At 37.6% G+C, this 12,298-nt stretch carries 14 protein-coding genes and 1 pseudogene; 12 read left to right on the top strand and 3 right to left on the bottom strand.

Features of this window, described 5'->3' with window-relative positions; all coding sequences use genetic code 11:
- The first annotated feature begins 15 nt into the window (after positions 1-15).
- Complete coding sequence (locus AC1TPB_RS04570; RefSeq protein ID WP_482062862.1) at positions 16-891, top strand: carbohydrate ABC transporter permease; 876 nt, start codon at positions 16-18, stop codon at positions 889-891.
- Here AC1TPB_RS04570 and AC1TPB_RS04565 read toward each other — a convergent pair.
- Positions 871-1,053, bottom strand: a complete 183-nt coding sequence (locus AC1TPB_RS04565; RefSeq protein ID WP_482075396.1) for a hypothetical protein — start codon at positions 1,051-1,053, stop codon at positions 871-873. The two genes, AC1TPB_RS04570 and AC1TPB_RS04565, sit on opposite strands and share 21 nt — an antisense overlap.
- 98 nt (positions 1,054-1,151) lie before the next feature.
- Here AC1TPB_RS04565 and AC1TPB_RS04560 point away from each other — a divergent pair, with 98 nt between their 5' ends.
- From AC1TPB_RS04560 to AC1TPB_RS04550, 3 genes and pseudogenes are all read left to right on the top strand, one after another.
- A complete protein-coding gene (locus AC1TPB_RS04560; protein WP_482075457.1) occupies positions 1,152-2,243 on the top strand; it encodes a glycoside hydrolase family 88/105 protein in 1,092 nt (363 codons plus the stop codon).
- 151 nt (positions 2,244-2,394) lie between these two features.
- A complete protein-coding gene (locus AC1TPB_RS04555) occupies positions 2,395-3,177 on the top strand; it encodes a MerR family transcriptional regulator (RefSeq protein ID WP_482075395.1) in 783 nt (260 codons plus the stop codon).
- A gap of 66 nt (positions 3,178-3,243) precedes the next feature.
- Positions 3,244-3,322: pseudogene (locus AC1TPB_RS04550) on the top strand (RNA-guided endonuclease InsQ/TnpB family protein); the annotation flags it as partial.
- A 7-nt stretch (positions 3,323-3,329) separates the two neighbouring features.
- On the opposite strand, the gene AC1TPB_RS04545 reads toward AC1TPB_RS04550, so the two are convergent.
- Positions 3,330-3,839, bottom strand: a complete 510-nt coding sequence (locus tag AC1TPB_RS04545) for a DUF2798 domain-containing protein (RefSeq protein WP_482075394.1) — start codon at positions 3,837-3,839, stop codon at positions 3,330-3,332.
- Between the two features lie 145 nt (positions 3,840-3,984).
- Between AC1TPB_RS04545 and AC1TPB_RS04540 the strand changes: the two genes are divergently transcribed.
- The gene (locus AC1TPB_RS04540; protein ID WP_482075393.1) at positions 3,985-4,551 is read left to right on the top strand and encodes a TetR/AcrR family transcriptional regulator; all 567 of its coding nucleotides are present in this window, start codon (positions 3,985-3,987) and stop codon (positions 4,549-4,551) included.
- 134 nt (positions 4,552-4,685) lie between these two features.
- On the opposite strand, the gene AC1TPB_RS04535 is transcribed toward AC1TPB_RS04540, so the two are convergent.
- Complete coding sequence (locus tag AC1TPB_RS04535) at positions 4,686-5,600, bottom strand: class I SAM-dependent methyltransferase (protein WP_482075392.1); 915 nt, start codon at positions 5,598-5,600, stop codon at positions 4,686-4,688.
- Positions 5,601-5,760: 160 nt separating this feature from the next.
- On the opposite strand from AC1TPB_RS04535, the gene AC1TPB_RS04530 reads away from it, so the two are divergent.
- From AC1TPB_RS04530 to AC1TPB_RS04500, 7 genes are all read left to right on the top strand, one after another.
- Positions 5,761-5,889 carry a hypothetical protein gene (locus AC1TPB_RS04530; protein ID WP_482075391.1) on the top strand — a complete coding sequence of 43 codons (129 nt, stop codon included), beginning with the start codon at positions 5,761-5,763 and terminating at the stop codon, positions 5,887-5,889.
- A gap of 127 nt (positions 5,890-6,016) precedes the next feature.
- Complete coding sequence (locus tag AC1TPB_RS04525) at positions 6,017-6,514, top strand: RNA polymerase sigma factor (protein ID WP_482075390.1); 498 nt, start codon at positions 6,017-6,019, stop codon at positions 6,512-6,514.
- Positions 6,501-7,163, top strand: a complete 663-nt coding sequence (locus AC1TPB_RS04520; protein WP_482075389.1) for a zf-HC2 domain-containing protein — start codon at positions 6,501-6,503, stop codon at positions 7,161-7,163. Before AC1TPB_RS04525 ends, AC1TPB_RS04520 begins: the two co-directional genes overlap by 14 nt.
- A 408-nt stretch (positions 7,164-7,571) precedes the next feature.
- On the top strand, positions 7,572-8,510 hold the full coding sequence (locus AC1TPB_RS04515; protein WP_482075388.1) for a carbohydrate ABC transporter permease: 939 nt from the start codon (positions 7,572-7,574) through the stop codon (positions 8,508-8,510).
- A complete protein-coding gene (locus AC1TPB_RS04510; RefSeq protein WP_482075387.1) occupies positions 8,507-9,340 on the top strand; it encodes a carbohydrate ABC transporter permease in 834 nt (277 codons plus the stop codon). The genes AC1TPB_RS04515 and AC1TPB_RS04510 overlap by 4 nt, the downstream gene beginning before the upstream one ends.
- 40 nt (positions 9,341-9,380) lie before the next feature.
- A complete protein-coding gene (locus AC1TPB_RS04505) occupies positions 9,381-10,721 on the top strand; it encodes an ABC transporter substrate-binding protein (RefSeq protein WP_482075386.1) in 1,341 nt (446 codons plus the stop codon).
- 249 nt (positions 10,722-10,970) lie between these two features.
- On the top strand, positions 10,971-12,284 hold the full coding sequence (locus AC1TPB_RS04500; RefSeq protein WP_482075385.1) for an extracellular solute-binding protein: 1,314 nt from the start codon (positions 10,971-10,973) through the stop codon (positions 12,282-12,284).
- The last annotated feature ends 14 nt before the right edge of the window (positions 12,285-12,298 follow it).

Genomic DNA, 12,298 nt, shown 5'->3' with positions numbered 1-12,298 from the left:
TGAGGAGGTGAGCTCATGGTTGAGGATCGTACATTTACTGGGCGTATGTTTGGCATTATTAATTATTTGTTGTTATCCATCATTTCGTTGATAACTGTGCTGCCCTTTATGCATGTAGTGGCAGGTTCATTTACAACGAGTGCGGAATTAGCTGTGAAACGCTTCGTTCTTATTCCAACAGAATGGAGCTTTGAAGCCTATCGTTTTATTTTCTCGACCGATACTATTTTTAGAGCGATGGGAGTTTCAGTAGGAGTGACCTTCTTCGGTACGATATTCAGCATGCTAATTACAGCATTAATGGCATATGGATTATCACGACGTGACTTGGATGGTCGTAAATACATTATGTTTTTGGTTGTATTTACGATGTTATTTAGTGGTGGCTTAATACCTACATTTCTCGTCGTAAGTAAACTGAATCTAATCGATAGTTACTTGGCATTAATTATTCCATCAGCAATTACCGCATTTAATTTAATTATATTAAAAAACTTTTTCCAAAACATTCCTGAAGGTCTTGAGGAATCTGCTAAAATTGATGGGTGTAGTGATTTTGGTATTCTATTCCGGATCGTACTGCCATTATCAATGCCTGCTATCGCAACTCTATCTTTGTTCTATGCTGTTACCTACTGGAATACGTATTTAAGCGCAATTTTGTACTTAAATGATGCTGCCAAATGGCCTATTCAAGTATTGCTTCGACAAATCGTAGTACTAGCGAGTGGTCTAGAGTTTGGTGCAGAGCTAGATGCATCGGTGCCACCACCAGAGCAAACGGTGAAAATGGCTGTTATTGTTGTAGCTACTTTGCCGATCCTCTGTGTGTATCCATTCCTGCAGAAGCATTTTGCGAAGGGTGCGATGCTAGGCTCGATTAAAGGCTAATAACAGAGGTAGTTCAAAAAGCGGACTTTGATAACGAAGTAACGCAGGAAGCGTAATCGGCATCGAATATGGAACGAACTTGGGAAGTCCGGGCCGCGTGTACCAATAACGTACACTTGCGCTTCCTCCTTCCTCAAGTAGCGCTCCATCTTCTCGATTCAAAAAGCCCGCTTTTTGAACCTTTATTGGAAGAGGTAGTTCAAAAAAGAAGATTTTACTTTTTGCTCGTCAAATCTCACAAAAAGTTGTAGGAGGTAATGATGAACAGACAATTAAATTGGTCTCCGCTTGATTGGGCAGAGTCGGCATGTCAATCTTTAATGGACAGTTATGTACCAGAAGAATTGCCGCCAGCTAATCGCTGGCACTATCATCAAGGAGTATTTTTATGTGGAATGGAGCAGGTGCTTTCCCTTACGGGGAAAGAAAGCTATGAAAAATATATTAAACGCTATGTTGATCAATTAATTGATGAAGATGGCAATTTCAATTTTGCAAGGGATGAGCTAGACGCGATTCAGCCAGGATTGCTACTGTTTCGTTTAGCCCAGCAATATCCTGAGGATAGACGTTACGAGAAAGCAACCCAAAAGCTCCGCTTTCTATTTGAAACCTTGAACCAAACGAGTGAAGGTGGATTTTGGCATAAGGACAAGTATCCATATAATATGTGGCTAGATGGTTTATATATGGGTGGAGTGTTTGCATTGAAATACGCTAACGCATTTGACGAGCCCGAGCTTAGAGATATGGTCTTTTTGCAGGAGCAGTTGATGCGCAAACATATGCGTGATGAGAAAACAGACTTGCTCTATCATGCATGGGATGAAAGTAAAAAAATGCCATGGGCAAATGAGGAGACGGGCTGTTCCCCGGAGTTCTGGGCTCGCTCACTTGGGTGGTATGGCTTAGCGATTAGCCAATTTCTCGATGAGTTACCTAAGACAGATACACGTGTGAAGCAATGGGAACAAGTGCTAACACAATTCGTAGAGGCGATATTGCCATATCAGGATCAAGCAACCGGACTATGGTATCAAGTTGTTGATAAAGGTGAACAAGAAGATAATTGGCTAGAAACATCAGGTACATGCTTGTTCGTATATGCGATTGCAAAAGCTTATCAAAGAGGGCTTGTAGGGGAAAAGTTGCTGGAAGCGGCCAATCGAGGTTATCAAGGATTGCTGGATACGATTCAATTCGAAGAGCAATTCATTCTACCTAAAATTTGTATCGGCACTTCAGCAGGCGATTATCAGAACTATGTGACGAGGCCTACGAGTGAAAATGATTTACATGGTGTAGGCGCATTTATATTAGCATCAGTTGAAATGGAAAAAATTAATGCATAGAGCAAGCTGAAAATATTGAAAAGACCACAAGTTTTCTGAAAGATTAACGTTAAAAACAATCGTATTCCATTGCTACACAATACCAAAATAAGTCCTTGCTATTGACGTAACGTCAAGTGATATAGTTCAAAGTGAAAGGGAGTGAGGACAAATGACAATGGAGAAAAAATACTCTATTGGAGAATTTGCGAAACTGACTGGAGTCTCTGAACGCACACTGCGTCACTATGATCAGATTGGGCTGTTGAAACCTATGGAGTACACAGAACATGGACATCGGAAGTATAACAACAAATCTATTACGCAGCTTCAAAAAATATTAGTACTGAAATTTTTAGATTTGTCACTGGTGGAAATTACCGAACATCTTCAGCAAGCTGAGCAGGATATTTCGAAGATACTGGTCACTCAGGCAAATATGCTGGAAGAAAAAAAGAAACAGATTGAAACAGTTCTACAAGCTATTGCCCACGTTCAAAGTACCGTTTCAGGACCAGATGCCGTCGATCATGATTCACTGCTTGTACTCATTCATGCCTTGAAAAATAAAGAGGCACGAAACCGCTGGCTAAATGAGCATGCGGCCGACTCGGTGTATAATAAATTATACTTGTACACGGAGCAATTTGAATTGGATAATGAAATGACCGTGTGGACTACTAAAATGAAGCGATTTATTCAAGAAGGAAAAACACCTAATGATCCTGAAGTGCTTAAACATACCGAAGCCATGGTGTCGATGATGAAGACTATAGTTCTCCCCCAATTAGACGATGAAACGATGAAACAGTTCGTAAATAATGAAGGTTCTTTTGAAGAGCCTAATCCTTATTTATTTCCTAGTGCTTTTAACAAAGAAGAGGAGAAGTTTATGGAAAAGGTTATTAATGAGCTGATTAACAGTAAGGTAACCCTTAATCGTAACGATAGTTGAACATCATAATGTACAGAAATCTACGAGAAAGCTAAAGATGGTACGGATCAAACTCTGAATTGTACGTTAGTAGCAATCGAAGATTTTAACATGGAAGGAATGTCACAGGTCCTTCACTTTGGTAAAAGTGAAGGACAATGGCTGGGAGTAGTTCACTGAATCTGATTTACACGTTCTAATTTACGTGCCTGACTTTGATGGAGTTTTCTCATAGCAAAGCGGGCGATTGGCTGTGCGACCAATAGTTCAATCCAAAATGCGATACCAAAGTTTCTTGGCCAAATATGAAGGAAGTTTTGGAATGGTTCGAGACTTATTTGTTTCATACCAACCCAAGTTCCAATAATCGATAGACAAATAGATAATACGGTTACGTTCAATATCGTATTCAGTAAAACTCGGGCATTAAATCCATCGGTTTGTCCTACAAATTTTGGCATGACTTTGCCAACAAGTGGTCCAGCAACTAATCTAACTAATAAAACGACGATTACCCACATGATCGGAATAATCTTTAAAGTATCAAGGTACACTTCTTTACTAAATCCACGTTCCAATCCTACAATAATAGGCGCTATCGTGTTCACGGATATGATTGAAATAATTAGTAAAAATAAAATACCTTCTTTTGCGTTTCTAGGCAATCTGTCCTCGTTATACATTTTTTCATCTCCTAATTATATTGACCGTTCAGTATAATCCCTCAACATATTTTATGTAATATTATTAATAATGTCAACATAGTTGGAATTAATTACTCTTTTCGCTAAAATGAAATGAATAGCATTTAGAAAGAGTGAAAAAAATATGGAGATTACTACAAAAGAGAAGATTCTAATGGCTGCATCACGTCTATTTCGCAAACAAGGGTATCATGCAACAACATTGAATCAAATATCAAAAGAAAGTAATACACCAAGAGGATCAGTTTATTATTATTTTGAAAATGGGAAAGAACAGCTTGCACAAGAAGCGATTATACGCACAGGCCAAATTATTAAACAACGTATCGAGGACGCATTAGCAAAAGATTCTGACGCTGCATTAGCTATTCATAATCATTTGAAGAATAAAGCAAGTGAGATTGAGATGCAGAAGGAATCTAAGGATATTTTTTCATTAGTTGCGATTGCGAGAGAAGTGTCAGATACGAATACAATTCTTCGAGAAACGTGTGAAGAAGTTTATGAAGGTTGGATTAACGTATTTGCAGCAAAAATTGAAAGTTCAGGTTTTGATAAGCAGGAATCTGTGAACTTAGCGATTACTATTCAAGCGTTGATTGAAGGGGCTTATGCACTAGTGGTTTCGCAACAAGATGCTAAGGCGATGTATATTATAAGTGAACAAGTACTCAAGATATTAGCGCGCTAATTTTTAGGGGAATTGGATAGCAAACAAAACTTTAAGCATACTAGTTGCTATGAAGCAGTATCATCATTTCAGTAGAAAAAGATAGCCAAACAGGGGGAGTGTTTGTAACTCGCCCTGTTTGGCGTACAGTGAACTTAAGATTTAACTGCCAAGCAATAATTTACATTATCGAACGCTGTTATTTTATTTTCAGGCTGACTTTCATTATAAGCTTGAAACAACTCTCCAGTAATTTCCGCAGGAGTCAAATGCTGATAGATGAGCAGATTAACAGATGCTAACATTTGCTCCAACTCAGAATAAGAATAACTGGCCTGCATAGGTTCACCTGCTTGAGCAGCCATCATTACCTGCTTTTGTGTACGTTCAGCTGCTTGAGAAGTGAATGTATGCTCATCGGGATAATCAAAAACGATACTGCTCCCGCTCGGAATCAACGAAGCAATAGTAGACAAGAGATGCTTAAATACATCCTTAGGCAAATAATAGCTAATTCCTAGCAGACTACTAAAACTGATTAGATTTCTGTTAAAAGCTGGGCAGGCTAGTACAAGGTTCTGCCAGTCAGTTTCGAGAAAGTCGGCTGAAATGCAGTGTAGATTTGAGGGTTTAATCATATTTAAGGTGGATACACGTCTGAGTTTGTCGGTAGCAGTAAAAAGATGATCGATTTCAAAGATTTGTAATTGCGATGCCCACTTTGGCTGGCGATAAGCGAAGGTGTCATAACCTGCGGCAAAAATGAGATATTGTCTGGCGCCGAGTGTAGTTGCAAGCTCTAGTGCTCGCTCTGCAAAGGCGGCTCTACCAATTGGAGAAGGAGAAAGTTGGTAATCATTAATCCTGCGTAGCGCTTGCTCCTGTGAACCATCAAATTCAGGTTGGAAGAACGCTATTGCTTGAGACATATTACTGGAAATATTCTCATATTCTTCATCGGTTAATAGTTGTCTAGCAATTTGATCATCAAAAATTTTAATCTGATTATGCTCAGTATGATACGCTCTTGAGAATGCACTGATAAGCGCAGTTAAACTCTTATTTTCCATTATCTATCACCTCATTTCTGTTATAACATGGGGACAGTTAATGAAACAACACTTGATTTTTATGTAAATTTATGGTATAATACATGCTAAAAATTAACAATCTTCACAGTTTTGACATATTTATAAGGGTTTGTTACCTTCTGAATGGAATGATTTCTAAATGAATGTATTGATTGGTGAAAAAATTGGTGAGGGCCATTGTTCCGAAGTTTATGAGTGGGAAAATAACAATAAAATAATCAAATTAGCTAGAGCGAATATAGATATTGATGCTATGAAAAGAGCGTAACATCTCTGACTGGCTTTTTTTGTTATGATTACAAAAACGGATGACTCTAAAGTACTACAAATAAAAAAACATTTTTCTTGTAACATAATGAAAAGTTAGAAGTTATATTAGTGAAAGGAGTGAAAATATGAGATTTGAGGAAATCTATCGCCAGTACTTTCAAGAAGTATATTTGTATATTAGATCATTAGCTCATAACGAAAGTATAGCTGAGGAAATTACTCAAGAAGCGTTTTTTAAAGCATTAAAATCAATTGATAGTTTCGATGGATCTAAGGATATTCGCGCGTGGCTTTTTACTATTGCTAAAAATACATATTTCTCTTATTACAAGAAAAAGAAGTGGCAAGTAGATTCGGAGTTTGTAGATGAAGAAGCTGGTACAGGTGTTACGATTTTGGACCATATGATGACCGAAGAAGATGCTTTTACTGTCCATCAATTTCTACATAAGATGGATGAACCATACAAAGAGGTCTTTTCACTACGCACTTTTGGTGAATTACCATTCGAAAAAATAGGTGCAATCTTTGGGAAAAGTTCGGGATGGGCAAGAGTAACTTTTTACAGGGCAAGAAAGCGAATTATGGAATATATGGAGGGGATTAATAATGACAGAAATTAAGTGTTCTATTATACAAGATATTTTACCTCTTTATACTGATGAGGTAGTGAGTACAGATACGAAGAAGATGGTAGAAGAGCACTTTGAACAGTGTGAGCAATGTGCGAATGAATATGCAGCAATGAAGCGGGATCTTATTATTCCCGTCGATAAAGAGACATTAATCATTAAGCGTATTCAAAAAAAATGGCTAAATAAAAAAATTATGATTTCAGGATTATCAGTACTAATTACAGCTTTAATTCTCATAGGAGCTTACTTATATGTATTTGTTTATGCAACAGTTGTACCTTACTCAGAAGATGTAATCAAAATTGAAACACAAAATAAAAATCGGCTCGTTACACATTATTATGGGGTTAGTTATCAATCGATAAATATGACGCAGATTACCCTTGAAATTAATGGTGAGGAAAAGAATGTGGTCTTCTTACACTATAAAGAATCTATCGCAAATTCGCATTCAAGAAAACTTATGGATAATGAACAAGTACGTAATGAGCAAGAATTTATCTTTCAAATTCCAGAGAGTGAAATGGTCGACGCTGTATATTATACAGATTTTGATTCTAAAAAATTAGCTATGAAGCAAAGCACTAATCCTTGGTATTCTGTTCTAGACGGTGCTGAATTGATATGGGAGAAATAAAATTAACAGCCAAGCAATAATTCAAATTATCGAAAGCCGTTATTTGTGAATATTAGGGTCGAATGGCATTCTAACGGACATAGAAGTCGTTATTTGACCTTAATGGAGCCCAAATGCATCAAATGGTGTGAAGACATCAAAATCAACCTTGATTGATATTCAAGCATTGATTTTGGTTTTGAGCCAAAAATAGAAAGCTTAAATACATCGCTTTATGGGCTGAATGCTCATAAAGCGATGTGTTTTTTGTTTCATCCACGATATTGTTTCTTGTGGTCCTTGTTTGTAATGGCTAGAGCGTATTTATCTTTATTTTTTCACCTATTCATGTTGATTTCCTCACCTGTTCGCTATTAGATAATTCATTTAATGTTATTAGTAGAGAATATGAGAAGGGAGAAGATTCGTATGAAGACTGACAAGAATGAAAATAACCCCATTAAGCATAAACGCTCAAAAAATGGCATGAATAACTTAGCTGGTTATATCTTCATATCTCCATGGTTAATTGGATTTTTATTACTTACGTTATGGCCGATTCTGCAATCATTCTATCTTTCTTTCACGGATTATTCATTACTTTCAGATCCAGAATGGTCAGGACTAGATAATTATAAAAAAATCTTTACTAGGGACGATGATTTTACTGCATCCTTAAGGGTGACTTTTATTTTCGTATTAGTATCATTGCCGTTAAAATTAATATTTTCGCTTTTAGTAGCATTAATGCTTAATCAAAAACTAAAAGGGATGAATTTTTATAGAACGGTAATTTATTTTCCATCGCTAATTGGCGGTAGCATTGCAGTATCTCTACTTTGGAGAAATATATTTGGTTTAGATGGTTACGTCAATGAAATGCTTTCTTGGTTTGGCATTCAAGGAATCGGATGGGTCTCCAATCCTGATACAGCACTTGGCTCACTCGTTTTACTTAATGTATGGCAATTTGGCTCAACGATGGTTATTTTTCTGGCAGGACTTAAGCAAATTCCTTCTGAACTGTATGAATCGGCTTCTGTTGATGGAGCAGCAAAAGTAAGGAAGTTTTTCCATATCACTTTACCAATGTTATCTCCAGTTATGTTCTTTAATTTGATATTAGGTATCATCGGTTCCTTCCAAATGTTTACCGCTGCACTCATTATTACAAAGGGTGGTCCGATGCACTCCACCTATATGTATGCTCTGTTCCTCTATGAGAAGGCATTTAAGCACTTTCAGATGGGCTATGCATCCGCACTTGCTTGGGTATTGCTAGTTATTGTAGCTATTATTACGGCGTTGAATTTCTTTGTCTCTCGTTACTGGGTGTTTTATGAGTCAGATGGGAAGGGGGACAAATGATGAATCAACTCAAAAATAAGAAGAAACATATTGTGCTCATATTGTTTTCTATCTTTATGATTTATCCAGTGTTTTGGTGGTTAGGCGCATCATTGAAATCGATCGAAGAAATGAAAAGTCCGTCCCTATGGCCAACAGAACCAATTTGGGACAATTATATTCAAGGCTGGTCATTCTCACCTTCCGAGCATACCTTTGCTCATTTCTTCGGTAATACATTACTTATGGAGCTTTGGAATGTAGCAGGAGGAGTAATTACTGCAGCAATCGTAGCCTATGGTTTTGCCCGATTGAATTTTCGGTTAAAAGGATTTTGGTTCGCCATTTTGTTAATGACGATGATGTTGCCTACTCAAGTTACTATCGTACCGCAATACATTCTCTTCAATAAACTTAATTTAGTTAATAGCTATGTCCCATTAATATTGCCACATTTTTTTGGTGGTGGTGCATTTTTTATCTTTCTTCTTGTACAGTTTATTCGTGGAATTCCACGAGATCTTGATGAAGCAGCGAAAATCGATGGGGCATCTGTATACGGAATTTTCCTTCGAATTATTTTCCCGCTTATTAAGCCTTCACTAGTGACTGTGGCAATTTTCACATTCATCTGGAGCTGGGATGATTTCTTTGCACAGGTGCTTTATTTGACCTCCGTCGATAAGTTCACAGTAGGTCTTGCATTGCGCATGTACATTGACCAATTTGAAATCCAGTGGGGGCCGATGCTTGCGATGGCTATGGTATCAATTGTTCCCTCTGCGATTATATTTTTTCTCGCACAGAAGCATTTCGTCGAAGGTATTGCAACGACGGGGATTAAAGGTTAGTTAGTTTCATCTAATTGAAAATTGAGAGGGGATCAATGTCATGAAGAAAAAATGGTCAATAAGTATGGGATTGTTCATGTTAGCTATGCTGCTTATTGTTACAGCATGTGGAAGCAACAGCACTAACGAAGGTAAAACAACCAATACACCAAAGACAGCGGATAATGGTTTAGTAAGTAATTCTACAGGTGATAATGCGAAGCCAGTCGAGTTAACAATTATGTGGTGGGGGCCAGATACTAGACATGAAGCGACTTTAAAGGCACTTGAAATTTATACAAAACAGCATGCTAACGTTACTTTTAAGCCTGAGTATTTGGCTTGGGATGCTTTTTGGGCAAAGCTACCAACGTTAGCAGCATCTAAGTCTATTACAGATGTATTACAAATGGATGCAGCATATATTCAAGAGTATGTTGGTAAGGGAACATTGGAAGATCTATCTGATATTGATTTGTCAGGTATTGTTGACTCCAACGTAATTGAGAATTTGAAAATTGATGGCAAGCTATATGGTATTCCGCTAAGTCAAAATGCTCAAGGTATTGCATTCAACAAAACTGCACTTGAGGCTGCTGGTATTGATCTACCACAAAAGGATTGGACTTGGGAACAGTATTTTGAATTTGGTCGCAAAGCAAAAGAAAAACTACCAGAAGGTCAATATGGTATTTCTGATACGTCAGACCTTTGGGACTGGTATCTGTGGTATCAAACCGCGAATGGTGGAAAACCTCTAATGAGTGATGGAGGAAAAACATTTACTTTAGATAAGGATTTATTTTTTGAATATCACAATACATTTGCTCAATTACGTCAAGATAAAATTGTACCAGCAGCGGAACAGCAGGTAGCTTTATTGGAGAATGATCCTACTTCCGATCCAATGGGTTCAGGAGTAGTGATGACGCGTGGAGCAACTACAGGATCGGTTAATGCACTTGAGAGTATGCTTCCAGGGCAAGTTGATGTTGTGAACCTTCCGATAGGAGAAGCAGGTGGCGGTTGGGCACAATCAACAATCTTCTTATCTGTTAGTGCTAATTCCAAAAATAAAGAGCAAGCAAAAGAGTTTTTGAAATGGTTTATTACAGATGTGGAGGCAGGTAGCGCACTTGCATTAACTCGTGGTATTCCAATTAATCCGGAGATTTATACGGCACTAGAGCCAAATCTTACACCACAAGAAAAGCTTGGTAAAAAGATTTATGATGTTGCATTAGACAAGGCATTACCATTCTTTCCAATAGCTGAAGGATATTCCGAATGGGTCGATACTTATAAGGCAACGATGCAATCTGTTATGTTCGGAAAATCTTCAATTGAAGAAGCATATGAGAAGCTGAATACGCTTGGATTAGAAATTGCAGCTAAGAGATAATCTTAATATCTCTCTAGCAAACCGCCTGCTATTACTTAACTGTAATCAGGCGGCTTTTTCTAACTATTGGGTTTTATTAATAGGAACAAACAGGATAACATTATACTTTATGAAAAGTTAATATTGTGAAAATAATGTAGTTATAGGATAATTAAAAGCGGTAATCTAAGGAAAATTTATCGACAATAAGTGTAATGGGAATAATATGAAAATAACGGTTATGTAGACAATCGTAAAGGAGAGGGCGAAATGAAAATATTACTTCTTCGATCGATTATACTGCTTATCTCCACGATGTTACTTATTAGTTGTAGCCTCATAGGGGAGAGCGGAAATGTGATGGATACTTCGCAACCTATTAAGCTTACCATTATGCATAATTGGATTGTTCAAGATGGAAAGGCACTGGCGATACGTACTATTCTCGAGGATTTTCGTGCAACACACCCAAATATTATTATAGAAGAAGAGGGACTATCCACAGATGGACTAAAGTCTAGATTGCGTACACTGGCTGCGGCAGATGAAATGCCTGATCTGTTTGTTATGTGGCCGGATGCTATGACCAAGGATTTCGTCAAGGCTGGACATCTTCAGCCCATTGATGATTTTTTAGCGGATAAGGAAGAATGGAAAAATAACTTTCTCCCCGGATCTTTCGATGGTTACACTGTAAACAATCATATATACACTGTTCCAATGAATTTAGCTCCTACTTCATTTATATATTACAACAAAGCTATATTCGATCAATATCAGGTCAAAGTTCCTACGACATGGGAGGAACTATTGCAAGCCATTGAAATTTTTAACCGTAACAATATAATTCCAATTGCATTAGGTAACAAGTCAACCTGGGTGGTACAGTCTACAATTTTCAGTACATTAGCCGATAGAATTACAGGATCAGATTGGATTGAAAGGGTAAGAAATCAAGATGGTGCGTCATTTACCGACCCTGAGTTCATACGAGCACTTGAAGTATTACAAAACTTGAAAGAAGTTGGAGCTTTTCAATCCGGTTATAACAGTATTGATGAGAACGAAATGATGCAGTTATATTTGAATGGAAAATCAGCGATGGTCATTAATGGTGGATGGGCAGTATCCTCCATCGTGAAGAATGCTATGTCTGATGTACTGAACCATACACATGTTATGATACTTCCTCCAATTGAAGGCGGAAAAGGTGCGGCATTATCGACATCCGGAGTTGTTGGCACAGGACTTGGCGTCAATATTAATTTAACTGGAGAACGAAAAGAAGCTGCAATGGAGTTGTTCTATGCGTTGTCAGGACCGAAAGGTCAACAAGCTACACTCGACAGTAATACTTTAATCAGCTACAAAATTTCACTCGATGAGAGCAAGGTAAGTCCTCTATTTATTGAATTGAATGAGCTCGTTCAAAGAATAAGCATTAGTCCCGTATATGATAGCAGCCTTAATTCTGAGATAGCAGATGTACTGAATAATGGACTTCAAGAAATATTACTTGGTGACGATCCTGTCATGATTGCTCAAAAAATTCAGGATGCACAAGTTGCATCGCTAGCGAAGTAACCTAATTTCTCTGG

This window comes from Paenibacillus sp. Y951, assembly GCF_056786395.1.
Note: the sequence above shows the minus strand (reverse complement) of the source record. Positions and strands in the feature narration are given on the sequence as shown.